The sequence below is a fragment of the Stenotrophomonas riyadhensis genome, assembly GCF_040256885.1.
Taxonomy (GTDB): domain Bacteria; phylum Pseudomonadota; class Gammaproteobacteria; order Xanthomonadales; family Xanthomonadaceae; genus Stenotrophomonas; species Stenotrophomonas riyadhensis.
On the sequence record NZ_CP155568.1, the window covers coordinates 2,305,314 to 2,325,756 of the forward strand.

At 61.6% G+C, this 20,443-nt stretch carries 28 protein-coding genes; 10 read left to right on the forward strand and 18 right to left on the reverse strand.

The genetic code is table 11. The features are described 5' to 3' along the window. Positions 1-100 precede the first annotated feature (100 nt). The 3 genes from SriyCCGPB3_RS10870 to SriyCCGPB3_RS10880 are packed head-to-tail and all read right to left on the reverse strand — an operon-like array spanning position 101 to position 2,174. On the reverse strand, positions 101-1,093 hold the full coding sequence (locus SriyCCGPB3_RS10870; protein WP_350260308.1) for a GlxA family transcriptional regulator: 993 nt from the start codon (positions 1,091-1,093) through the stop codon (positions 101-103). 60 nt (positions 1,094-1,153) lie between these two features. Then, positions 1,154-1,285: a helix-turn-helix domain-containing protein gene (locus SriyCCGPB3_RS10875; RefSeq protein ID WP_350260309.1), complete on the reverse strand. Its 132-nt coding sequence runs from the start codon at positions 1,283-1,285 to the stop codon at positions 1,154-1,156. Further along, positions 1,230-2,174, reverse strand: a complete 945-nt coding sequence (locus tag SriyCCGPB3_RS10880) for an AraC family transcriptional regulator ligand-binding domain-containing protein (protein ID WP_350260310.1) — start codon at positions 2,172-2,174, stop codon at positions 1,230-1,232. The genes SriyCCGPB3_RS10875 and SriyCCGPB3_RS10880 overlap by 56 nt, the downstream gene beginning before the upstream one ends. A gap of 108 nt (positions 2,175-2,282) precedes the next feature. Between SriyCCGPB3_RS10880 and SriyCCGPB3_RS10885 the strand changes: the two genes are divergently transcribed. From SriyCCGPB3_RS10885 to SriyCCGPB3_RS10900, 4 genes are all read left to right on the forward strand, one after another. After that, a complete protein-coding gene (locus SriyCCGPB3_RS10885) occupies positions 2,283-3,260 on the forward strand; it encodes an alpha/beta hydrolase (RefSeq protein ID WP_350260311.1) in 978 nt (325 codons plus the stop codon). 463 nt (positions 3,261-3,723) lie between these two features. Next, complete coding sequence (locus tag SriyCCGPB3_RS10890; RefSeq protein WP_350260312.1) at positions 3,724-4,119, forward strand: hypothetical protein; 396 nt, start codon at positions 3,724-3,726, stop codon at positions 4,117-4,119. A gap of 156 nt (positions 4,120-4,275) precedes the next feature. Continuing rightward, on the forward strand, positions 4,276-4,791 hold the full coding sequence (locus SriyCCGPB3_RS10895) for a hypothetical protein (RefSeq protein ID WP_153855338.1): 516 nt from the start codon (positions 4,276-4,278) through the stop codon (positions 4,789-4,791). Between the two features lie 278 nt (positions 4,792-5,069). After that, positions 5,070-5,450 (forward strand): DUF3653 domain-containing protein, encoded by a 381-nt coding sequence (locus tag SriyCCGPB3_RS10900; RefSeq protein WP_350260313.1) that lies wholly within the window; start codon positions 5,070-5,072, stop codon positions 5,448-5,450. Between the two features lie 444 nt (positions 5,451-5,894). On the opposite strand, the gene SriyCCGPB3_RS10905 is transcribed toward SriyCCGPB3_RS10900, so the two are convergent. The 10 genes from SriyCCGPB3_RS10905 to SriyCCGPB3_RS10950 all read right to left on the reverse strand — a co-directional run bounded on the left by SriyCCGPB3_RS10905 (position 5,895) and on the right by SriyCCGPB3_RS10950 (position 12,118). Continuing rightward, positions 5,895-6,560: a hypothetical protein gene (locus tag SriyCCGPB3_RS10905; protein WP_350260314.1), complete on the reverse strand. Its 666-nt coding sequence runs from the start codon at positions 6,558-6,560 to the stop codon at positions 5,895-5,897. Positions 6,561-6,630: 70 nt separating this feature from the next. Then, complete coding sequence (locus tag SriyCCGPB3_RS10910) at positions 6,631-7,923, reverse strand: zonular occludens toxin domain-containing protein (protein WP_350260315.1); 1,293 nt, start codon at positions 7,921-7,923, stop codon at positions 6,631-6,633. 4 nt (positions 7,924-7,927) lie between these two features. After that, complete coding sequence (locus tag SriyCCGPB3_RS10915) at positions 7,928-8,326, reverse strand: hypothetical protein (protein WP_350260316.1); 399 nt, start codon at positions 8,324-8,326, stop codon at positions 7,928-7,930. After that, positions 8,323-9,300: an attachment protein gene (locus tag SriyCCGPB3_RS10920; RefSeq protein ID WP_350260317.1), complete on the reverse strand. Its 978-nt coding sequence runs from the start codon at positions 9,298-9,300 to the stop codon at positions 8,323-8,325. The genes SriyCCGPB3_RS10915 and SriyCCGPB3_RS10920 overlap by 4 nt, the downstream gene beginning before the upstream one ends. Positions 9,301-9,403: 103 nt before the next feature. After that, the gene (locus SriyCCGPB3_RS10925) at positions 9,404-9,673 is read right to left on the reverse strand and encodes a hypothetical protein (RefSeq protein ID WP_197655523.1); all 270 of its coding nucleotides are present in this window, start codon (positions 9,671-9,673) and stop codon (positions 9,404-9,406) included. 197 nt (positions 9,674-9,870) lie between these two features. Then, positions 9,871-10,005, reverse strand: coding sequence for a hypothetical protein (locus SriyCCGPB3_RS10930; protein ID WP_051007159.1), 135 nt, complete (start codon positions 10,003-10,005; stop codon positions 9,871-9,873). Positions 10,006-10,312: 307 nt separating this feature from the next. After that, the gene (locus SriyCCGPB3_RS10935; protein ID WP_350260318.1) at positions 10,313-10,615 is read right to left on the reverse strand and encodes a single-stranded DNA-binding protein; all 303 of its coding nucleotides are present in this window, start codon (positions 10,613-10,615) and stop codon (positions 10,313-10,315) included. 6 nt (positions 10,616-10,621) lie between these two features. Next, positions 10,622-11,728, reverse strand: coding sequence for a replication initiation factor domain-containing protein (locus SriyCCGPB3_RS10940; RefSeq protein WP_350260319.1), 1,107 nt, complete (start codon positions 11,726-11,728; stop codon positions 10,622-10,624). After that, positions 11,718-11,894: a hypothetical protein gene (locus SriyCCGPB3_RS10945; RefSeq protein WP_350260320.1), complete on the reverse strand. Its 177-nt coding sequence runs from the start codon at positions 11,892-11,894 to the stop codon at positions 11,718-11,720. The genes SriyCCGPB3_RS10940 and SriyCCGPB3_RS10945 overlap by 11 nt, the downstream gene beginning before the upstream one ends. Further along, complete coding sequence (locus tag SriyCCGPB3_RS10950; protein WP_350260321.1) at positions 11,891-12,118, reverse strand: hypothetical protein; 228 nt, start codon at positions 12,116-12,118, stop codon at positions 11,891-11,893. Before SriyCCGPB3_RS10950 ends, SriyCCGPB3_RS10945 begins: the two co-directional genes overlap by 4 nt. A gap of 41 nt (positions 12,119-12,159) precedes the next feature. On the opposite strand from SriyCCGPB3_RS10950, the gene SriyCCGPB3_RS10955 reads away from it, so the two are divergent. The 3 genes from SriyCCGPB3_RS10955 (at position 12,160) to SriyCCGPB3_RS10965 (ending at position 14,599) form a co-directional block, all read left to right on the forward strand. After that, positions 12,160-12,843 carry a hypothetical protein gene (locus tag SriyCCGPB3_RS10955; RefSeq protein ID WP_350260322.1) on the forward strand — a complete coding sequence of 228 codons (684 nt, stop codon included), beginning with the start codon at positions 12,160-12,162 and terminating at the stop codon, positions 12,841-12,843. Between the two features lie 169 nt (positions 12,844-13,012). After that, positions 13,013-13,390: a DUF3693 domain-containing protein gene (locus SriyCCGPB3_RS10960; protein ID WP_350260323.1), complete on the forward strand. Its 378-nt coding sequence runs from the start codon at positions 13,013-13,015 to the stop codon at positions 13,388-13,390. Between the two features lie 732 nt (positions 13,391-14,122). Further along, positions 14,123-14,599 carry a GNAT family N-acetyltransferase gene (locus tag SriyCCGPB3_RS10965; protein ID WP_350260324.1) on the forward strand — a complete coding sequence of 159 codons (477 nt, stop codon included), beginning with the start codon at positions 14,123-14,125 and terminating at the stop codon, positions 14,597-14,599. 130 nt (positions 14,600-14,729) lie between these two features. Here SriyCCGPB3_RS10965 and SriyCCGPB3_RS10970 read toward each other — a convergent pair whose 3' ends face one another. Continuing rightward, complete coding sequence (locus SriyCCGPB3_RS10970) at positions 14,730-15,041, reverse strand: GFA family protein (protein WP_350260325.1); 312 nt, start codon at positions 15,039-15,041, stop codon at positions 14,730-14,732. A gap of 206 nt (positions 15,042-15,247) precedes the next feature. Further along, positions 15,248-15,955: a hypothetical protein gene (locus tag SriyCCGPB3_RS10975; RefSeq protein ID WP_350260326.1), complete on the reverse strand. Its 708-nt coding sequence runs from the start codon at positions 15,953-15,955 to the stop codon at positions 15,248-15,250. A 223-nt stretch (positions 15,956-16,178) separates the two neighbouring features. Here SriyCCGPB3_RS10975 and SriyCCGPB3_RS10980 point away from each other — a divergent pair, with 223 nt between their 5' ends. The 3 genes from SriyCCGPB3_RS10980 to SriyCCGPB3_RS10990 all read left to right on the forward strand — a co-directional run bounded on the left by SriyCCGPB3_RS10980 (position 16,179) and on the right by SriyCCGPB3_RS10990 (position 18,220). Then, positions 16,179-16,934, forward strand: a complete 756-nt coding sequence (locus SriyCCGPB3_RS10980; RefSeq protein ID WP_350260327.1) for a tetratricopeptide repeat protein — start codon at positions 16,179-16,181, stop codon at positions 16,932-16,934. Positions 16,935-17,392: 458 nt separating this feature from the next. Continuing rightward, positions 17,393-17,749: a hypothetical protein gene (locus SriyCCGPB3_RS10985; protein ID WP_350260328.1), complete on the forward strand. Its 357-nt coding sequence runs from the start codon at positions 17,393-17,395 to the stop codon at positions 17,747-17,749. A 39-nt stretch (positions 17,750-17,788) separates the two neighbouring features. Further along, entirely contained in the window at positions 17,789-18,220 is a 432-nt protein-coding gene (locus SriyCCGPB3_RS10990; RefSeq protein ID WP_350260329.1) for a hypothetical protein, read from the forward strand. 17 nt (positions 18,221-18,237) lie between these two features. Here the strand turns inward: SriyCCGPB3_RS10990 and SriyCCGPB3_RS10995 are convergent, their stop codons facing one another. From SriyCCGPB3_RS10995 to SriyCCGPB3_RS11005, 3 genes are all read right to left on the reverse strand, one after another. Next, positions 18,238-18,969: a hypothetical protein gene (locus tag SriyCCGPB3_RS10995; RefSeq protein WP_350260330.1), complete on the reverse strand. Its 732-nt coding sequence runs from the start codon at positions 18,967-18,969 to the stop codon at positions 18,238-18,240. A 130-nt stretch (positions 18,970-19,099) separates the two neighbouring features. Continuing rightward, on the reverse strand, positions 19,100-19,615 hold the full coding sequence (locus SriyCCGPB3_RS11000) for an Ohr family peroxiredoxin (RefSeq protein WP_350260331.1): 516 nt from the start codon (positions 19,613-19,615) through the stop codon (positions 19,100-19,102). A 22-nt stretch (positions 19,616-19,637) separates the two neighbouring features. Further along, the gene (locus SriyCCGPB3_RS11005; RefSeq protein WP_350260332.1) at positions 19,638-20,405 is read right to left on the reverse strand and encodes an SDR family oxidoreductase; all 768 of its coding nucleotides are present in this window, start codon (positions 20,403-20,405) and stop codon (positions 19,638-19,640) included. Positions 20,406-20,443 lie beyond the last annotated feature (38 nt).

The following is a 20,443-nucleotide window of genomic DNA, read 5'->3' on the forward strand; positions in this document are numbered from 1 at the left end:
GGCACGAGCCGAAGGGCGCCGCGATGAGGTGATGCGAAGACGATAACGTAGCTGAGGCGCACCGGCGGATGCGGACATCAATCCTGCGGATCGGGACGCTCTAGACAGAGCCAAACCGTGACCGGTACTCGCTTGGCGTCACGTTGAGCTGGCGGAGAAAGGCGCGCCGGAGCGCATCCACCGAACCGTATCCGCACTCACTGGCAACCCATTGCATGTCCTTGCGCGTGCCCTCAAGCAATGGCTTGGCTGCTTCGACGCGCAGCATTTCCACATACTTCTGTGGCGTAAGCTGGAAGGTCGCGACGAATCTGCGATTGAACTGCCGGGGGCTCATGTGCAGACGCTGCGCGAGTTCGTCCACGCTCAGGCGAAGATGCAGGTTCTCCCGCATCCACTGTTCCAGCTTCTGGAACTGGTCGGGTAGATCCAGAGACTGCAACTGGCGGCTGAACTGGCTCTGGCCGCCGGAGCGTTTGCTGGTCATGACCATCCGCTTGGCCACCTTCAGTGCCAGCGATTGGCCACGATCTTCTGCGACCATCGCCAGGGCCATGTCCATCCCCGCGGTGATCCCAGCCGACGCCCACACATGGCCATCGTGCGTGTAGATCGCATCTGGCTGCACGTGCACCTTCGGATAGCGCTCGCGCAGCTCGCGAACATCACTCCAGTGCGTCGTGGCCTCACGGCCATCAAGGACGCCCGCCTCGGCCAGCAGAAGAGCGCCGCTGCAGATCGAGGCGATCCGCCGTACGCGTGTTGCAGCTCGTCCCAGCCATTCGACCAGTGCCCGATCAGTCCTGATGACATCGAGCGAGTCACCCATTCCACCGCACACCAGCAGCGTGTCGGTATTGTCGGGCATCTCCTCGCACGTCATATCGGGGAGCAGGCGTATGCCGGAGGAGGCCACAACCCAGTTCGAGTGTCTGCCGATCAGCTTCACGGAGTACAGCGGCGCACTGCCAGCACGGTCTTCCTCGGCCTGGCGACTTGCCAGAGCGAACACTTCCACAGGGCCGCTGATGTCCAATGACTGCGCGCCGTCGTAGATCAGCATGCAGATGGTACGTGTGAAGGCCTGTGCCATGGATTGTGGTCCTGCCAGTGGCAAGGGTGCGATCAGCATATCCGACATTGAATGTTGCGGCTAAATGCCGCTTTTGCGGGCTTTGCCTGGCGGCACCCCGGTCCACTTCTTGTAGGCCTGCGAAAAGGTGGTTGGTTCACTGAATCCCAGTTCCGCGGCAATCTGCGCGAGGGACAGGCGCCCGTCCTGCATCAGGATGTCTGCGCGGGCCAAACGCGCACCGTTGGGATATCTCGCGGAACGTTGTTCCTTCGCTCTGCAGCCTGCGTTTGAGGGTGCGCTCGGTGGTGTTGAGCATGCGTGCATATTCGCCGACCGACGGCGGATGCCTGAATGATTGTCCGGCAAGGTGTTCGCGGATGAAGGCCGCCGTGTCCACCCTGGGGCTACGCTTCCTCAGCAGCTCATTGCACATCTGTTCGCACATTCTGGCCGTGATCGGGTTGGCCTGTGGCAGTGGACGCTGCAACAAGGCGGATGAAAAGCCCAGAGAACCCTTGATGGCGCCATGGCGTACCGGTGCACTGAATACGGTAGAGACACCCGAGCCTGAGCCACTGGCTGCCCCGGCGAGCTCGAACCATTCCAATCGGAAGTCCCGCCCGATCACGTCATGTAGTACACGTGCGGTGGCACCCATGGCACGTTCCACCACAAAGCGCGCTGTGTCACCGATCAATTCGGGGGCAGGGGCGAATGCCATCTGCACGTTGCGCCCATCCGATGTGATCGTGATGGAGGCAAAGGTGTAGGTCAGCGGGAGGAGGCGCCGGGCGAGGGCAAGAGCAGCCTCGCCGCTTGCGCTGCTTAGCAGCCCATAGCCGAGCAATCCATACGCCGAAAGCCGATAGGTCAGGCCTACCTCCAGCCCGGCGCGGGATGCTTTCGGCAACGCTTTCAGCAGGTTCTCGATGACCTTCAGTTCCTGGGTCGCCGAAATAATCGCGTCAGGGTCCTTCAGGTCGGCGGCCGCCAGGCGGGTGCCCGTCATCAGCTGCGGGGTCTTTATCCCACGACTTTCGCCAAAACGCAGCATGAGCTCGATCGAAGCAGGGCTGCGCGGGTAGTGCCAAGGATCCATGATCAAGCCCGTTGGTTGGCACAAATTCTATAGCGCCTGTCCCGAACAAGCATCCCTGGCCGCCGCCGCCTGGAGGAGCATGCCCTCTGTCCTTGAATCGAGGTGAACATGAACGCCAAGCCAGACTACTACAGTGATCAGCAGGAATGGAGGGACCTGCAAACGCGGCTACCTGCGCGCCTTCGTCTTGACGAGGCAACTGCCCCCAAGGAGGTGTACTGGAGTCATCGAGGACACGAGGTCCACCTGGACAGGTACGTTAATGCGGAAGCACCGGCGAAGGTCATCCTCCTTCACGGCGTAGGCACCAATGGTCGCCAGATGTCGATGATCCTGGGCGCGCCTTTGGCACGTAGAGGTCTGGAAGTAGTGGCACTGGACAATCTTGGTTACGGGCTCACCAAGGTAGCGCGCGGTGCCCCCTTCTCCTACGACGAGTGGGTCGATCTCGTTGTCGACTTCATTGCGTTTGAGCGGGCGCGGGACGTGCGCCCCATCGTGCTGTATGGCCTTAGTGCTGGCGGGATGCTGACCTATCACGCTGCTGCAAAGGCGCCAAAGGGGACAGTGGCTGGGATTGTGGGCATGACCTTCCTTGACCAGCGATCACAGCAGGTGCGCGATGAGACGGCCCACGACCTGCTGACCTCACGGCTTGGAATTCCATTGATGGGCCTGTTGGCGAAGTCTCCAATTGCTGCATTCAGATATCCAATGACGCTGGCGTCGAAAATGAGTGCGCTTGCCAACGACAAGGTCGCAATGGAGATCTTTCTGCGCGACCGGACATCTGCTGGAAACCGGATGTCGATTCGGTTCCTGGACAGCTATGGGAACTATCAGCCTGCACTCGAACCCGAGCAGTTCGACCGCTGCCCGGTGCTCCTGACCCAGCCGGCAGATGATCACTGGACACCGTTGCATCTCAGTACGCCCTTCCTCTCGCGCATCCGCCAGGTTGAGGTCGAGACTGTATTGCTCAGGAATGCCGGGCATTACCCGCTGGAGGATCCAGGTCTGCAGCAGATGGAGGAGACGATCGCAAACTTCGTCATGCGGGTGGCGTCTGTGGGCGGGATTGGATGACCCATTGGCAAGGAGCTGGGATTGGACGGGGCAGGGGAGGGTTGCAGTAGGCACGGGTTGTACGGAGGATGACATCCGTGCATGGCAGTAGGAATCCTTGGCGACTTCATTACAGAGAACCCGTGATGACTGCGGCGACCAGATCTCCCTCTCTTGCCTCATCGGGGCAACACGCGCTCGTGGTGAGGATCGTCGTACTGACCCTGCTGGCCTGGGTGTGTACTGCCGCCGTCCTTGTCATCGGTGGTCGGCCTGATCCACCCAGGCTCCGCGCAGTGGCGCCTCTGATCGATGGGGCGTGGAAATTCCAGGTCGGTGACGATCCGCGCTGGGCGGATATTGCGTTTGGGACATCCTGGGGCCTACCGCCGTAGAGGATGGCTATGAGTTGTACTGGAACGGCAAGCGCCTGGGGGGCTCGGGCAGGCTAGGGGAGTCGCCCCGTGTCGTGGGTACGCGGCCGATGATCTTTTCGCTGCCCGCCGATGCCGCAGGCACGCAGGGCGTGATCGCCATACGAGCATTCATGCAGCCCGGCAGCGCTGCCGGCCCTGCGAGCGGCGGCATCCACGTGGCCCCGACACTTGCCCCGCAGCCAGAAAGCCGTGAGCTGTATCGCGTGCGGATTGCCCGCAATGGGCCAATGCGAGGCATGGCGTTGATCGTGATGCTGATGATCACCGTATCGCAGTACACGAGTGAACTCGGTTCGCTGGGGTTTCCAACGATCTGGTTCCCGTTCGGGATTGGCGTGACACTGACCCAGTACGTGTATGGAATCGCCATTCCGCTGCTGGCGGTGTTGATCGTGCGGAGTGCAACGACTGCGGCGCCAGTGAGCGGCGCTCGCCCTTGTTGAGATGAGGCATATCCACGGGCGCTAGACTTCCAAGGGTGGGAGGCAGGGCTGTATGTGGTCAGCGCGATGATGCGTCGTTGATACAGAATGTCGCGTCATGGCCGCAACGCGGGGCTCACTCTGTCGGCGACCATTGCTGCGCATGGCAGGACACCCATGAATTGGATCAATTCCGGCATTCAGTTGTTGAGGCAACCAGTGTTCAAGCGTGGCGCACCGAGCTTCTTCAGTCAGGTGGTTCGCGGCGCGCTCGATCAGGAGATGAATGATGGTGTCGGGAGGCTTATCGGGCAACAACCCACAACACCACCACCGAAAACCTTGGGTGAACTGACCGGGGCGGTGTTGGTCAGTGCTGTAAACAAGGCATACGGCTGCGCCGTTCCGAAGCCCGTCCGGAAACAGGTGACCCGCGGCATCCATAACCTCGTGCTCACCAGCCATACCCAGGAGGAGTTTGACGGGAAGTTGAAAGTCCATGGAATGACCCTTGTTGAGATCGGCATCATCAACAAGGATCCCACCGGATCGACCTACAACGACCCATTAATACGGAAGATACATGCCCATCTGCCGGTGCAATGCAGGTCGTGCGGAGCATTCGTGAGTTCGCATCTTATCGAGCAGGGTCGCTGCAGGAATTGCCGGGTGCTGAATGTCCTGCCGCGCTGAGGTACCTGCGGGTGCTCACGCTTGAGAATCGGGCGAGCGTCCGCGTGGATCGAGAGGGTTCAAGGGGGCCAAAGAACTCCAGGTGCAGTTTGGTAGCACGGTCGCGTACCAGAGGGTGCTTGGGAGTCAGGGGTTCAGCTCATTTGAACATAATATACATTATGCGAAATGCTGTATCGGGCTGCTGCGGCGTTTGTGTCCTCGGCGTGGCAATGGCTGGGCCTCTGGCTCGGCTCTTGCCTGCGCCCTCAGACCCCGGCCAAGGATGAGATCGCGGCATGATCGTGTTCGACCCGCACCACCGTATCAACTTGACCGGCCCTTGGGCCGGTTTTTCTTTCCTAGGCGACCGCCTGATCACGCCCGAAGGTCGTGAACTGCTGCCCGAGGATCTGGCCTGGCTGTCGCTCACCGCCTGCCAAGCGCAGGAATGGCGTCGGATGATGGAAGCTGCACGCTCGGCACCGTCGATCGACAGTTCCAGAAATGGGCACAATCGGAACGCCGGCATTCGCCATCATCCTGCCACTGTTGTCAATCTGCGGGACGTTGTGAGCCACCGCAAACAGCGTTCGGCGGTGGCGATGGCTGGCCCTGACGCCGCACCAGCTGCAGCAGACCTACCGGCACTGGGGCCAAGGCGCCACGAGCGCGTGTGAAGCGTTTCTCGTAGGGGCGCTGCCCCTACACCCCGATTCATTGCTCGCGGCAGCGCAGCCATTCGCCCTTGGCATTTCGCAACTGTTCCCAGCCGTTGTTTAGGCGGCGCATCGCAGTGCCCCCCATGCAGGCAGCGCCGAGCTGCTTTGCCCCAGCGCTCCCGTAGGCTGGCATGCGCACAATCTCGCTCGATGGCGTTGGTATGCCTTGGCGCCGAGCTTCACTTTGGAGAAGCGAACGTTCAATGTCTGTGCAGTACAGCCGGATGCGTGGATCTGCATGCTGCTGGCATTTGAGCGGCTCGGCGCCGAGATTGCTAGCCTTAGGTGTCGCAGGTGTATATACGGGCGGCGGCTGCGACCCCACGGCGGAGCGTAATTGCTGGGCGGAGGCGTCGTGAGGAAGCAAAAGTAGGGCGACGGCCACTAGGTTGAGGCGCCTCATTAACCGCCCTCCCCTTTGCCGGTGATGCTTGGAAATGGATTGTAGGTCGGGGTAATCAGTCCCGTGGGGAAATCTCTCAGCCGTAGAACCATCTCGTGGAAGTGGCGCTGCGTGAGCACGATTCTCTGGCCTTCTCGAAACCATTTGAGGACCCGTAGTGCGTTGGCACCACGGCGATCCATGATGCCGCCCATATGCAGAATTGAATGCCGCATGGCACGGATATCACCAAACAAGGGAGACATGACGTCATTCAGTTCCACGCCGAGCGCACGGGCGATCGCTCCACGAGTGTTGTCTTCCCAAAAGGCGTAAATCGACACCAGGCACAAGCTGCTCAGGGCCGCTTCATTCGCCCCGCCAACACGGCATGCGGCGATTCGCTCGCCTATTGGTGATCGGTGTAGGAACTTCCCATCTTCATACCTACCATCGCCATGTATAAGCGTGCTGCTGAGAACGGCCTCCCTTGGATTTCCCTGAGCAACAGATTCGTCAACCGCCTGCTCCAGCAATTTGACGATCTCGCCCCAGCCACGCACTGAATCCATATACATGCCATAGGTCACCTCAACATGCGTCGTAAGTTGATCTATGGACTTTTTGAGCTCGAGCGTTCTTCTGCAGTGTGCGTCCAACTCGGCTTTTGTCGGTTGCTGGCTCATGGGTGGGCGTCCCTCCTTGTTACAGCAGCGTACCGCCTGCCACCCCTGTTGGACCAGCTGCGCTGGTGAACTAGAAGCTTGCTGGATATGGCGGCGTCTCTGGGAACGTGCCCATGGGGCGCTTTCCAACTGCAATCAGAGTGCTCCCGTTCGCCGCGGCGGCGGTCGGCTGTGTCTCGCTCGCGCTCGTCACAGGCGACCCCGCCGCAGCCCTTATACGCTCGGTAGTCGAATCGGACTGTTCGCCGAAGGGATCGACAGGCCATGTCGTCGCGATGATCTCGTGGCCTCTGGCGCTCAGAAGCACGCCAAACTCTGTTCTTTTCACAGACCAGCCCAGCGCCCACAACTGCTCCGTGGTGAATCGGTCGAGCACCTGCCCGCCTCCTGATGCCCGGAACTCTACGATATCTCGTTGCCCGTACCAGCCAGCGTGCCGCGCCCTGGCGTTAGCCGCCATGTCGAGGATGTACTGCACGCCCGCAGGAAGCTTCTCCTTCGACTTTGGAGCATCGACCGCCTTGGTGACCACCGTAGCCGGCTGAGAGCCGGGGGCGTGCGCAATGGCTGGGATTGCGGCCTTCTGCGAGGCGGCAACCTCCTTTAGCGTACCGCCATCGCCGGTAGTTCCGCCTGCGAAGAAGAATCGACCCAGCATCACAACGCCGACCACAAGCGCCAAAACCATAAGAATCGACGGTCCGCGCAGCGTCTTCCACAGAGTGCGCGTATTCCCCTTGTACACCTCATTGGATTCAATGCCCGGCTGCACGCCGTGGTACAGCTCCCAAATGGCCGGATCGTACTTGCGGACCTCAGTGCCCACCGTTTCGTATTTGCCTGTGCCAGTTGCCGCAAAGAACCGCACCGAGTACCGCTGATCAGACCCCAGCGCATCGAGCTTGGTATACGTATTCTTCTTAGCCATGCGGCGGATGATCAGGCGGTGCAGGTCTTTGCAGTCCTGCGAAATGATCACCATGTCCAAGCTGATATGGCCGTGCTTTGCGAAGAAGTTTGCGGTGCGCTCTGGCAGGTTGGCACGGTTGGTAGGCCAGTACTCGTGGGCCTCATCGATCACAACTAGGGCGTGCTTTTCGATGTGCGGGAACGAAATGGCGCCGTCGTTGTCGGTGTCGCACACGCACCAGTCAACCACCTCCTTATCGCCCATCACGTGGACCAGATCACGCACTTCTTCTTCGGGCATGCCCAGGTGCGCTGCGATCTTGTCGAGGCTCTCCCCTACCCCATTGAGGCGCACGTAGACGTGCCGCTTTGCACGCAGTGCGGGCAGTATGTGATGCAGCACCGCCTCATAGCTCTTGCCGCTGCGCGGCAACCCTTCATGGCCGAAGATCATTTCGTTACGTCCACTGGAATACGGTCAGGAACACCCGCACGAGGCGGAAGATAAGTGCAGCGGTGAGCAGTGCAATGGCTTCGCCGACGCGCAGCTGGGCCACGATAAAGGCTGTCCACGGACCAGCTGCGTTGAGCATGGCGCAGAAGCTGATCTGCGACAGGAAGTCCGGTGCCGGGATCAGGTACACGATCGCCTTGACGTACGACAGAACAAGCTCGATGAAGTCGGTCTGCAAGTCCGTCATGAAATCGGAGAAATCAGCCCACAACGACGTTAGCTGTTCCTTCGCCCACATGGTGATGGCCGTCACGGGCCCGACGCCATCGGCGTATGCCCACGACGCAGAGAGCGCAAGTACGACCAGCACAGCAACCAAGACGGTCAGGTGATGCCGCTTCATAGCAATGCCCACCTAAGAGCTACTACGCCCATGCCTGCGAGGAAAACGAATCCTGCGTACTGAAATAGCTGCAATAGAGGGCCGCTGCACAGGCTCCCCAAGTCGAACTTGCCCGCGTATTGTCCGCCGTCCCACGTTGCTGTCGGGCAACTGCCACCGCCAGTGCAGCTACCGAAGAAGCCTTTGACCTTCGACAAGATCGGAGCACCCTCAATGGCCGTCTTGAACTCCGCCAGCACCTTTTGAACCGTCTTGCCCGACTTCTTGTAAAGACGCCCGGTCGTTGGGCCTGTTCCGCCGCCATCACCTCCTTCACCTGGCCCCGGGCCAGTACCGCCACCGTCGCCCGGCCCAGTACCACCACCGTCACCGTCACCGTCGCCCGGCCCCGTACCGCCGCCATCGCCGCCGCCCGGGCCGGTACCTCCACCATCGCCGCCGCCCGGGCCTGTGCCGCCATCGCCACCACCACCATCGCCGCCACCGTCGCCCGGACCGGTGCCGCCGCCATCGCCGCCCCCTTCGCCGGGATCGGGATTGGTTGGCTCCGGGTGGTCGTTCGTGCTGCACGCCTCACCGGTAGGCGTAAATAGACGCCCCGTTGGGGACTGCGCATAGAGCGAACCCCCATACGTGCAACCGTTACTGCAAACACTGCCTAGGCCGTTGTCGCCACCACCCTTCCAGCCAAGCTCCTCCGGTCGGGCGCTGCACGCCTTCATCCAAGGAAAATCGGGGCCGTACTGAATAAGGCCGGATACGCCGCCACTACTATTCCGAAGACGGTAGTAGGCGCGATAGATGCCACCAAGCTGCCCTCCGCCAGAGACACTCTCGGGCAAACACTGCCGATCAGTGATTCGCTCGCCGGATGCTTCAGCGATCTTCTTCAGGCACTTCGCGTACGCCTCGCCCTGATCGTCTGCAAACGCCACGAAAGGCATCAGCCCGAAGGCAAGAAGTACAGCGAGCACTGCACATCGGGCGAGCGTCACTGACTTGCCTCATTGAATGCCAGGGCGACCGCATGACCAGCAAGGCCGCCAATGAACGCAAAGACCATGCACACAAGCATCGTCACTCCTCCCTTTCCGGTGCGCCACAGAAGACACACTCTCCGCCGTCATAGTCATGGCCGGTGTCAGCGCACACGACCTCTTCAACCTCGCCCGACTCATCGTCGGCGTGTTCGTCCGCGTCTTGGTCCTCGCGGTCCTCAAAGAAGCCTGCGATCTTGTCGACGCACCATCGACCGAACCAAGGGAGCGCCATCAACGTGCCGGCACCGACAATTGCTGCAACCACCTGCGCGACGGATAGCCCGAGGAACACCCCACTGAAGTCCATCACCCACCCCTAGTAGTCAATGACGATGCGGCACTCCAAGCACCACAAGTTCCCGTCGTCCAACACGATCACGTCATCGCCGCCACACTCAGGGCACCAATCGTCCTGGCATTCCTCGGCGTTGACGTCATCGGGCTGTGTCTGCATAGGAATCGGGGCCGGTTTCCCAGCCCCTCCCCGTTACGATTCTTCCGCGATTAGCGGAAGAAGGTGGCGACCTTGTTGGTCGCCCAGCGGGCGAAGCCCGGGGACGCCTTGATAGCACCGGCACCGATGATGGCGGTAACGGCACTGGTGGCTGCGAGGCCGGTCAGGATGCTGTCGAAATCCATTGCACTACTCCTTCTGTGATGCGCGATCTGCGCGGGAAATGGGTGGTCAATCCCGTTCTGTACTGACCGACTTCACGACGGCGCCCACGATGTAGCCCAGCACGTTCAGTGCAAGAACCAACGTGAACACCCCCGAGAACCAGCCAGTGGCCACCTCAGGTTCGGGCCACTGGAATAGATCGATGAGAATTGAGGCCTGTGCGTGCTCTGCCGCTGACACAAGCACATACCCACCACACTGCGATGCAGGCTCCCCGGTGGGTACGAGCGTCCCCTCAGCCGTCAGAGACACGCACACGGCCATGGCTTAGGCCTGCGCGGCTGCACGGGGTGCGGGCTTGGGCACCATGCGCAGAACGGTGAACTTGCTCAGCGAGGCGACGCCCTTGTTGACCTGCAACATGGACTCAACATCGAGCTCGTACTCACCCTCCGGGTAGCCCGGCTGGCCCTTGTCCAGGCGCACGTCGAACGGATACGCGAAGCCACCGGTTTCCAGCTTGGCCTTCTGCTTGCGGGTGGTGTATTCGACGTTCTCGCCAGCGTCGTTCTTGAAGCTGCCGCCGCGTTCGTCAATTTCGTTCTTGAGGACGGTGACCTTGATGCTCATGTGCTGTTACCCCTTTGAGGTTGGCTGTACGGCCGCGATTTCGGGCCAGTGCGCTGCTGTGTCGCCTGTGACCCACTTCGGCAGCGATGGCGAAGTGCAGGATTCGATTACCGACCGCAGGGACTGATCGTCCGGGCAGTTCTTGGCGATGAAATTGAGGGCCGCGCCGTACTGGCGACGGATGTGGCGACGAACGCTCTTCCACGTCGCTTCAACAGCGGCTTTCGTGATTTCGATGCGCGTGGCAACGCAGCGCAGAAAGGACAGGACCGGGTAGGCACCCAGCAGGTAGGACGCCGGATCACGAAGGATGTCGAGCGGCAGTTCCTTGCGGTTAGAGTTGCGGAACTGCGCCTCATAGCGCACCCACGGCGAACTCTTATCGCCCTGTTCCCTGCCCTTCTCGTAGACCCGCAGCTGCTTTTCCGACTTCTTGCCACCGACATAGAACGTCTTGCCGTCACCGCTATCGTAGTCATCCACTAACTGCGCCTTGGGGCGCTGACCACGGTTGTCGAAGTCGCCATTGGCGTACCACTTCTGGGCCATGCGCAACGGGTAGTCGCCCACCAGGTCATCGGCGCACACGTCAACACGGGTAATCCTTCCGGCGCAGCTTTCGAGCTTCGCTCGAAGCTCCAGCCACCGCTGCGCATGGCCGCAGCGCGCTGCGCCTATTGCCTTGCATCCATCACCGGTTAGCTCGATGCGGGCGGTGTACGTGCCATCGGCACGGCGGCAATCTTCGCCGCCCAGTTCGATCATGCCGACGAACTTCTTGGCCGCGTCGATGATCTTGATTCGCCACGTGTAGAAGCGACCGCCGCCCACGGTTTCATCCAGTTCAAGGCCAAGCCCGGCGAAGAACCAGCAGAACACCTGCAGGGCCGCGATACGTGCGTTCTCCGGGGAGAACTCGATCCACTGGCGGACCTCTTCGAAGCTGTCGCCATCACGGAACGCGAGTTCGTCCAGCGCTGCGCGCAGATCGATGGAAGCGGAGAACCAGTCAATGCCGACCGTCAGGGTTCCATCGGCGTTCCTGAATTCACTGACTCCCCTGTTAGACGAGGGGAGTCCCGACTCGGCCAGCACCGCGCGCTCACCGGCCATTGGAGCGATCCTTCCGAAGCTTCCACAGGCGGCGAAGCCCCAGCCATGCCTGCTCAATCACGATGGAGACGATGGCTCCGCCCACGACGAGCGACACGAACACAGCGACTGCCGCGAGGCCCATATCGAACTCCGCCAGTTCGGCGAATGAGGGATACCTGCTCATACGGCGCGCTCCTGCTCTTCGGCGTAGCGAGCAGCGGCCAGCAGATCGCCGCGCTTGGTGGCGGCAATCTCAGCCTGTGCGAGTGCGATGACCTGGGCTTCGCGAGATTGCTGGGCGGCGGTGTGGTCATGCCGGTCGAGCAGCCACGAAACGATGCGGGCGGCACCGATGGAGGCGGCGACAATGGCCGCCAACAGGACGAACGCAAGTAGCGGCTCGGTCATGCCAGAATTCCCCCATCGAATAGATTGCCAGAGAGGAAGGCATGGCTACTGAGGTGGAACCCTTGATTAGCAAGCGCGATGCGGTGATTGCAGCCGCAGCGGCATTTGGATTTGGCGGAATCATCACTGCCGTAGCACTGGCAGGAAGCGATATTCCGCTGAAGTGCATTGATGCGGGGAACGCCGCAGACTGGCTTGCCGCCATCGGCACCTGGGCGGCAGCCGGCGGAGCCTTGGCGGTTGGGTATGGTGCGAACCGCTTCGCGCGTGAATCGCATCATCAACGCATTGCGCAGGAGCTCAGCGATCGCAAGGCTGCCCGTGTTGAGCGGGCCCGGCGCATCGAGTTGATACGCCTTCGACTTAAGAGGGCGATGAGCCTTCCAATAGCGTTTGGTGCGTTGGAGTCGGTCGAGAAGTACGAAGACCTTGAGGCTTCGGACATTCACACCATCTTCCGAGTGTTGAAGCGAACAATCCCCGGAATTTTCTGGCCACCTGAAGAACTGGTTCTTCTGAGCGCAGCAAATCAGGATCGGTTGGCTGTAATCGAAATGCTTCTTGGAGCCTTGGACGAAATCGTGGATATGGGACTGGTCGGAGAGGAATCCGATGACGCCAGACTGGTGAAGTCCGCCATTCAAACCGCCCTTAAGGCAGCAGATGACATCGCTAAGAAGGCCGAGAGTCTCAGAGTGGAGCTTGGCGAAGACTCTTCCGAGTGATTCCGGCATTGCGGAGCAGCCATTGATAGGGTCCATGTGGAACTATCCCGCCCCAAGCCCCAAGAGGTCCCGCCATTAGCCTTGGGGTGCTGCCGGCGGGGCGCTCAACTCCGTTGAACGCGGAGCAATGTATAAAGGGGTTGAACAGGGGTGTCAACAGGGTTGAACAATGCAGACAGTCACCGACCTCATCGACGCAGCGCGGAAAGCGCTGAACGTCAGCAGCGATGCGGAATTTGCGCGGCAGCTCGGCGTCTCACGCGGAACGATCGCCAACTGGAAATCAGGCTATTCGTTGCCTGACACGGTGATGTGCGCAACTTTGGCGGGGCTGACCGGGCTCCCGTTGGCGCGTGTCCTGGGGATCGTCGGTGAGGCGCGTGCCGTCAGTCGGGAGGAAAAGGCGGTGTGGCGAAAGCTAGCCGCCACCGCAATGGCGCTATGTTTGGCCGTTGGATTTGCCCTGCCCCACAAGGCGCAAGCGGCCGTTACGGGCCTTGATAGGGCCACCGTCTATACATTATGCGAAATGATGTGGCTAGTCTGATCCGGCCCTTGGGCATCGAATCGACCTAGCCGCCCCTTGGGCCGGTTTCTGATTCGACGAAATCCAGCGTCATCCATCTGGTCGAAGCGCTCAGAATTCGCCGAGAGCGACGCCTGGGCGCGCATGATCTCGGCCCCGACGCCGAGGCGTCCATTGTGGTCTAGATGAGTCGTGGACAGAGATCGTGTCAGCGCGTGTAAGGCGCGACTGTACGGGCGACTGCCCTACACCCCAGTACAATGCAATCTGGACGTGATTTGGGGGGCGTATGGAGCGCGAACGGCCTGAGTACCTTCCGCCGATTGAGCGGAAGCGTTGGAATTTCCCATGGCTGATCACCGGGTTTTTGACTCTGGTGAGTCTTACAACCATCGGCGTACTTACGCTCGGCCGCACCAATAGTGCCTGGAGTGAGCGTTTTGGAGGTGCGCGGCGATCCATCGAGGTCGCTGAGCAGCCGTCTGCTGTGAGGACTGAGTCGCCAACGGCTGTCAGATCGGCGTCATCGGCTCCTCCTGGGCGTCAGCAGGTGCGGCCGACTCAGAAGGCGCAGGATCTGCGCTGTATCAATGGAATGTTCTTCCGTCGAATTGAAGGTGGCTGGGAGAACCTGCCGGGCTCTCGATGTGGCGACATCCCTAACGGCGCTGTCCAGTGCTTCGCCGGAAAGCCCTACAGGCAGATGGCTGCAGATGGTGGCTGGGTTCTTTCGCCGCGAGATCGTTGCCCGTGATGCGTCACGTTAATAGTGGGCAGGTCATCGTTCGCGAGTTTGTCGAGGCCGATCGAGAGGCCCTTCGCAAGCTGTTTGTCGCATCCCGCGATGCCGCTTTCTCGTGGGCTGCCATTGGCGCCCACAAGCTTGAAGACTTTGATGTGAGCACTGCAGGCGAGCGGATTCTGGTGGCAGAGCATTCGTGCACCCCCATCGGTTTTGCGTCCGTATGGCAGGACGACAGTTTCTTGCATAACCTATTTGTTCATCCGCACTATCAGCGATGCGGCGTGGGAAGAATGCTGCTGGCGGGCTGCGACAAGTATTTTTCCGCCGCACCAACGCTGAAATGCCTGAAAGCCAATGATCCTGCCAAGCGGTTCTATCAGTCTCAGGGATGGCGCGTGTGTAGTGAGGCCGATGGTCCGGAGGGTCCGTATGTCCTCATGGTGAGGGCCAGGCCCAACGATTCATTGAGGACGAACCCAGAATGATTGTTTCGTCGCCGCTGGCGCACTAATGCGGAAGGTCGTTCCCTCGTCCCTGCCCTGCCCCGAACCACTGCAATTGTGGGCCTGCTTGCGGAGCGCGTCGGCTGAGTCAGTCAGTTCTGCTCTTGCTCAGTCATTCCGGTGAGTAGAGAGGGCCATCCCAGCCGTCGAGGTACTTGGGCAGATCATCCACAACATCCACCACCCGCTGGCGGTAGAACAGGTGCATGGTGGGAGCCCAGCTGGAATAAGAGCCCTCTCCGCTGATGCGGTGGAGCATGGCATTGGGAACTACATGCATGCCGAGCCGATTGGTGCCGAACACAACCTCGCCGCAAACGGCACAGAAGGTCTTCTTCAGTTGCTTTTCGGGATGGCTGAAGCTCCTCACGTCAGAGGCCTTCATCTGAACGGAGGCGGGCTCCCATGCCGTTGCAGAGAACATGGGTACTCCGTAGAAATCCCTGCAGGATGCGCAGTGGCAGTTGGCGCGCGCTACCGCTGTCCTTGCAACTCAATGGCAACTTTCCCGCACAGGCACGCTACTCGAATCGACATGGTGGGCCAGCAACGCGTGGACGATTCCGGATTGTACTGTTCCTACAGCCTGAAGAACTGCGGGAGATGTTCGTGATGAACCTCGCGCGCCGATTACCGCAACTTCAGAAAAACTATCGCCCCCAGGATCAGCGCGAAAGCAATGCCGCCCAAGCAGCGGAGAGTGCCACGAGCGGAAGCCTGTTGCACTTCCTTGTCGTGGTTTGCGAACTGTCTGCGGTTTCCGCTCAGTTGAAGCTCCAGAAGTTCGATGCGCGAATAGGCCTTCGCGAGTGCGGTGCCGATGTCCATGGCCTTGACCCCGCGAACGTCGTCCAGCGCGTGGAGGTCAGACGTGGGCTGCACTTGGGATCGCCCATTTATCCCCGGGACAGTCCAGTCGATCTGGCTGCCGAACTGTTCATAGAAGCGGTTGCGTCGTGCCTGGTTCTGTTCGTGGGCATCGGCAGGAGCGAGCCAGAAGGAACGGATACGCCCCGGCGGTTGCCGCTGCAGCCAAAGCATGACCTGATTCTGGCACCAGGTGCCGATGTGCAGACCTCTCAGCTCGCTGAGATACATGTTGCCATCGGTGATGTTGTAATGCGGACCCGTGCCATCGACACAGTCCAGCTTGCCGCCGAAGCTGCCGATGAAGTGCCACCCGTCATGCTGGTGCTGGGCATAGACCTTCAGCTTGATGGCGGGGTGATCCCCCTCGGTGTACTCCAGCCGGATCAGGGCCTGTCGGGGGCGTTGGTATTCATCGGCTTCGAGTTCGAGGACATGCAATGATGGATTGATCGGCGGGAATGTTGGCATTCGGATGCCCAGTTCGATGAATAGACTCAGGCGCCGGAACTCTCTCCTGCGCCACTCGATTCTGCGGCCCGACGGCTGGCCGCATGACGCTCTTGCCTCCGGCGCGGTGGCTGTCGGAACGGATGTATACAACGGACGCGTCACGTCAGACCGAGCATCACCCCATTGGCGCCCCACCCCACGCCCACTATAGTGCCAACCCCACAAGGACGAGGCGGCACACATGCCCTATATCGGAATCGGACTCCACGTACTGGCAGCCATCTACTTCGCGGTGCACGCCATCCGCTCGGGCCAGAGCCTCTACTGGCTCATCCTGCTCTTCTCGTTCCCGCTGCTCGGCAGCGTCGTCTACTTCCTGGCGATCTACTTCCCGGAAGCCCGCAACTCGCGCGGCGCCCGGCAGGTCGTCCGCTCCGCCAAGCAGCTCATGGACCCGGGTCAGGACCTGCGCAACGCACGTGCTGATCTGTCGCGAACGCCCACCGTGCAGAACCGGGTTCGCCTGGGCATGACGCTGCTGGATGCCGGCCAGGCGGAGGAAGCCAGAACCCTGCTTGAGCAGGCCGCAAGCTCGCCACTGGGCGACGACCCTTACATCCTTACCGGCCTGGCGCGTGCCCGCCTCGAGTCCGGGCATGCCGCACTTGCAGTGGAGACGCTGGACGGCCTGTTCGCCCGCCACCCGGATGTGCGTCGCAAGCCGGAACAGACCCTGCTCCATGCGCAGGCGCTGGCTGCTGCACAGGCACCTGGCACCCGCGCCGCGTTCGAGCGCGCTGTGGAGTGTGGAAACGATGCGGCCGCCCGCTGTCTTTACGCCGAGTGGCTGATGGCACAACCGCAGCCCGCCGACCGTGAGCAGGCCCGCAGCCTGTTCGCCAGCATCATCGACGATGCCCAGCATTGGTCGCGCCATGCGCGCAGTCACAATGCCGCCTGGCTGGAGCGGACCAAGGCCGCGTTGAAGGGCTACTGACGCCCGGCGGCCTTTGGCAATCCTGTCGCATCCGCCTCGCTCATGGCCCCTGCGTGCGGATGCCGACAGTCCGCAGGCCCGTACCACCGACATCGCCGATAGCCTTGCAGCCCAAGGCTCGAGCTTCATTGCGCCGTATGCAACGATTCTGAAAATGTTGAAAGTGGTGACGGCATCGGCCTTACTGCATTGGCATCGCGCATAGCCAAGCGTATTCCTGTTCCTGCCACCGAAAACGGGTGGCCGAGGCCTCGAAATCCTCGGTTGTGCAAGAGAAGTATGCGCTTGTCAGCCGGCACCACGCCCTGTGGTGCCGGCTGACAATCCGTCGGCCGGCTATGGCGGGCGGTGCGTGGGGGCCTTGTGCCCGCCGGGAAGATTGCACACCGGATTTCGAGCCCCGCACCGTCCGCCACCTTTTAGGTGGCGGCTTCTGCCTGCACGCAAGGAGCCCAGCCATGACCCAGACCCACTCCCCTGCCCCGCATCCGATCCACGACGCGCCCGCCAACGGCCCCGCGTTGGACCCGAACACGCTTATCGCCCTGCTGCACAGCATCGGCTCCGGTGCCGCCTCCGATGGCCAGCCCTGGCCGGAACGCCATCAGATGCCCGGGCGACGCATTGCCCTGGCGGACACCGATTGCTCCTTGGCCGGCCTTCGCGTGGTGCTGGAGATCCTGTTGGCCGCGCAGCGTGCCCGCGAGAACGGTGAACTGGAGCAGTATGTCGGCCCGCGCGTCATGGAGGGGCTGATCATGGCCGGGCTGGGACTCACGGCGCACGCCATCGATCGGGTACGCCCGGAGGGCTGAGTGGCTTGCTGCCGCTGGGCGGCCACGGTGCTGTGCCTCGTGGCGGTGGTTGCGGCACAGACGCGATGGCTGACGCCCCCACTGCCATCTCCTATCGGGTTCCAAAGCATCAACGACGATCGATTCTCACAACTGCGCCGCCAGGCGATGCAGTTCGTGGAGTCTCGACCACGACAGGGCTTCCAGTTCGTCGAAGAACATCAGGATGTCTCTTTCCAGATTCACTGCAGAGGGGTTCCGGTGCTGTGGATGGTGAGGCGCTCCCAATATCTGCTATTGCAGGCTTCGTTGGACGCAGGGCAGCGGGCGCCCGCCGTTGTACAGCTGCGCGCAATCCTTCAATGGCAGCTGGAGCCATTGGATTATCTGGAACAGGTGCTGGCTGGTGTGCCGGAGCCTGTTCTGATGGATCGGGTGCTGCAGGTTCTCGCTGGCGATGTGCCTGATGGGGCGCGATGTGGTGTGCCGTAGTCGAGCATGGCTCGACGCTACAGAGGCGCGGGCTGCGGCGGCTCGGGTTCGTGAATGGAGCCTTCCAGCAAGGCCACGTAAGTGTCCAGGCGGGTGCGCAGCCCGATCAACAACCAGCCCGCAAGGTAGAGCAGCACCAGCGCGTAGATGAGGAAGGCACCAAGCATGCCGACATCAAAGGCGCTGGCCCAATCACCCCATTTCCATCCACGGAACTGCAGATAGAGGGCAATCAGCAGCGGAAATGGCCCAAGGCGCTGCAACCCGCCGTACATCAGGCCCATGCGTTCGATCATGCTTGCGCGCAGGTGGCTTACGTACTTCAGTCGACGCTCACGCTCGACCCTGGGAAATCCTCGAAGGTCAGCAATCACAGCTTGCCACTGGGCAAACTCGCCATCCATTTCCTGAGCATGCGACAGTCGTGGCTGGACGAACTGACGGATTTCGCGGCCAGCCGCAAGCAGGCCCCCTATAACGAAGCCGCCGATCTCCACCGCCAGGCATAGCCTGACCAACAACAGCGTGGTTGTGAGTGGAATCCATCGCTCGGGCAGCTGACTGCCGAGAATGCCGATGGCAGCGGCCATCACGGCTACGCGGAACGACCACTTTTCCAGCTTGCCGGCCTTCGGGTAGATGCTGTGTTCAGCCAGCCCCTGCACCCGCTGATAAAGCCAGTGGAAGGTCAGTTCCTGTTGCTTCGTCTTGTCCTGCGAATTGAATCCACCCTCTGCCTGCATATCCATTGCATCCCCCTGCCCCGCCGGCGCAGATGCCGGCGCCACCATCGTAGCCGAGCTTGGTTGGGGGCGGCATACGGCCTTGCCGTGTAATCGTCAGGGCCAGGATCTTCCCGTAGTCGAGCATGGCGCGACTCTACAGTGGCGCACCCTGCGGGCCGACCCGCACATGCACCACATGGCTGATGCCCCGATGGAACATCTTGGCGTACGGACAGACGCGTTCGGTGTTGCGCACCAGTTCGCAGGCCAGGTTCGCATCCATGCAGGGAAGATGAACCACGATCTCAGCAGACAGCAGGTACAGCCCATCTGCCGGGTCACGGGCGAAGGTGACCGCCACTTCGACGCTGGGGTTGTGCAGCAGCAGGCCGGCACGGGCGGCCACCAGCACCATGGCGCCGTGGAAGCAGCCTGCGTAGCTTGCCGCCAATAGCTGCTCGGGGTTGGAGCCACCGCCAGGCCCACCGAGTTCCGGCGGCAGGCGCAGGTCCACTGCCAGTGCACCGTCGTCCGATAGCACCACGCCGGACGCGCGCCCGTGCTGGGCCTGGCCGCCGCTCACCCGCACGCGGCCGGTGTACAGCGGCTGCACGTCGTCGCCCTGGTAGCGGTCCAGCATGGCGGGCGAAGGTGGCTTCAGCTCGATCATTGGCAGGCTATCGATTCGCCGCTCAGGCGGGCCGACGCTGCAACAGGCCGGACTGCTGCAGCCAGGTTTCGAAGCCGACCTGCCCCAGCCACGCCTGCCCCACCGGCACCAGCGTATCGATCTGCAGCGGCGCACCGAAGTACAGGGCCTCGGGGTCTGCCACGACCTGCCGCGGGTCGCCGGTCCTCTGCAGATACTGCCTGGCCAGATCCGCCATCGCGGCGCGCTGGGGGCCTGCAATTTCCACGACGCCATTGCGGGGTGACTGCTGCGCGATGCGTGCCACCGCTTCGGCAACATCCTCGGCGGCAATCGGCTGTACGTCGGCGGCCGGCAACCGCAGGGTCGCCCCATTGCCGGCGGACTGGATGATGCCCGGCAGGAACTCGAAGAACTGCGTGGAATGAATGATGGTGTACGGCAGGCCCGAATCGCGGATCAGGCGCTCCTGGGCGATCTTGCCGCGGAAGTAGCCGCTGGCTGCAAGCTTGTCGGTACCTACGACGGAAAGCGCAACGTGGTGGCGTACGCCGGCACGGGCGGCGGCGGTCAGGATGTTGTGGCCAGCGGTCACGAAGAACGAAAGTACTGCTGCGTCTTCGAACGAGGGCGAGTTGGCCAGGTCCACCACCACGTCGACGCCGTCCATGGCGGCGTCCAGGCCTTCACCGGTCAGCACATCCACGCCGGTGGAGGGCGCGGCCACCACGATGTCATGCCCGGCGGTGCGCAGGCGCTCAACCACCTTGCTGCCGATGCGGCCGGTACCACCGATGGCGAGGAATTTCATGACGTGTCTCCTGGAATGTAGAAGGGGCGACCGGCTGT

Excerpts from the sequence above, each read along its gene's own strand:
- SriyCCGPB3_RS10955 (WP_350260322.1), top strand. The coding sequence starts at position 12,160 with ATGGCTACTGAGGTGGAACCCTTGATTAGCAAGCGCGATGCGGTGATT.
- SriyCCGPB3_RS10915 (WP_350260316.1), bottom strand. The coding sequence starts at position 8,326 with ATGAAGCGGCATCACCTGACCGTCTTGGTTGCTGTGCTGGTCGTACTT.
- SriyCCGPB3_RS10980 (WP_350260327.1), top strand. The coding sequence starts at position 16,179 with ATGCCCTATATCGGAATCGGACTCCACGTACTGGCAGCCATCTACTTC.
- SriyCCGPB3_RS10930 (WP_051007159.1), bottom strand. The coding sequence starts at position 10,005 with ATGGATTTCGACAGCATCCTGACCGGCCTCGCAGCCACCAGTGCCGTT.
- SriyCCGPB3_RS10940 (WP_350260319.1), bottom strand. The coding sequence starts at position 11,728 with ATGGCCGGTGAGCGCGCGGTGCTGGCCGAGTCGGGACTCCCCTCGTCT.
- SriyCCGPB3_RS10965 (WP_350260324.1), top strand. The coding sequence starts at position 14,123 with ATGCGTCACGTTAATAGTGGGCAGGTCATCGTTCGCGAGTTTGTCGAG.
- SriyCCGPB3_RS10895 (WP_153855338.1), top strand. The coding sequence starts at position 4,276 with ATGAATTGGATCAATTCCGGCATTCAGTTGTTGAGGCAACCAGTGTTC.
- SriyCCGPB3_RS11000 (WP_350260331.1), bottom strand. The coding sequence starts at position 19,615 with ATGATCGAGCTGAAGCCACCTTCGCCCGCCATGCTGGACCGCTACCAG.
- SriyCCGPB3_RS10910 (WP_350260315.1), bottom strand. The coding sequence starts at position 7,923 with ATGATCTTCGGCCATGAAGGGTTGCCGCGCAGCGGCAAGAGCTATGAG.
- SriyCCGPB3_RS10995 (WP_350260330.1), bottom strand. The coding sequence starts at position 18,969 with ATGGATATGCAGGCAGAGGGTGGATTCAATTCGCAGGACAAGACGAAG.
- SriyCCGPB3_RS10970 (WP_350260325.1), bottom strand. The coding sequence starts at position 15,041 with ATGTTCTCTGCAACGGCATGGGAGCCCGCCTCCGTTCAGATGAAGGCC.
- SriyCCGPB3_RS10960 (WP_350260323.1), top strand. The coding sequence starts at position 13,013 with ATGCAGACAGTCACCGACCTCATCGACGCAGCGCGGAAAGCGCTGAAC.
- SriyCCGPB3_RS10885 (WP_350260311.1), top strand. The coding sequence starts at position 2,283 with ATGAACGCCAAGCCAGACTACTACAGTGATCAGCAGGAATGGAGGGAC.
- SriyCCGPB3_RS11005 (WP_350260332.1), bottom strand. The coding sequence starts at position 20,405 with ATGAAATTCCTCGCCATCGGTGGTACCGGCCGCATCGGCAGCAAGGTG.
- SriyCCGPB3_RS10875 (WP_350260309.1), bottom strand. The coding sequence starts at position 1,285 with ATGCAGGACGGGCGCCTGTCCCTCGCGCAGATTGCCGCGGAACTGGGA.
- SriyCCGPB3_RS10905 (WP_350260314.1), bottom strand. The coding sequence starts at position 6,560 with ATGAGCCAGCAACCGACAAAAGCCGAGTTGGACGCACACTGCAGAAGA.
- SriyCCGPB3_RS10925 (WP_197655523.1), bottom strand. The coding sequence starts at position 9,673 with ATGGACTTCAGTGGGGTGTTCCTCGGGCTATCCGTCGCGCAGGTGGTT.
- SriyCCGPB3_RS10890 (WP_350260312.1), top strand. The coding sequence starts at position 3,724 with ATGATCTTTTCGCTGCCCGCCGATGCCGCAGGCACGCAGGGCGTGATC.
- SriyCCGPB3_RS10950 (WP_350260321.1), bottom strand. The coding sequence starts at position 12,118 with ATGACCGAGCCGCTACTTGCGTTCGTCCTGTTGGCGGCCATTGTCGCC.
- SriyCCGPB3_RS10880 (WP_350260310.1), bottom strand. The coding sequence starts at position 2,174 with ATGGATCCTTGGCACTACCCGCGCAGCCCTGCTTCGATCGAGCTCATG.
- SriyCCGPB3_RS10900 (WP_350260313.1), top strand. The coding sequence starts at position 5,070 with ATGATCGTGTTCGACCCGCACCACCGTATCAACTTGACCGGCCCTTGG.
- SriyCCGPB3_RS10945 (WP_350260320.1), bottom strand. The coding sequence starts at position 11,894 with ATGAGCAGGTATCCCTCATTCGCCGAACTGGCGGAGTTCGATATGGGC.
- SriyCCGPB3_RS10975 (WP_350260326.1), bottom strand. The coding sequence starts at position 15,955 with ATGCCAACATTCCCGCCGATCAATCCATCATTGCATGTCCTCGAACTC.
- SriyCCGPB3_RS10985 (WP_350260328.1), top strand. The coding sequence starts at position 17,393 with ATGACCCAGACCCACTCCCCTGCCCCGCATCCGATCCACGACGCGCCC.
- SriyCCGPB3_RS10870 (WP_350260308.1), bottom strand. The coding sequence starts at position 1,093 with ATGGCACAGGCCTTCACACGTACCATCTGCATGCTGATCTACGACGGC.
- SriyCCGPB3_RS10935 (WP_350260318.1), bottom strand. The coding sequence starts at position 10,615 with ATGAGCATCAAGGTCACCGTCCTCAAGAACGAAATTGACGAACGCGGC.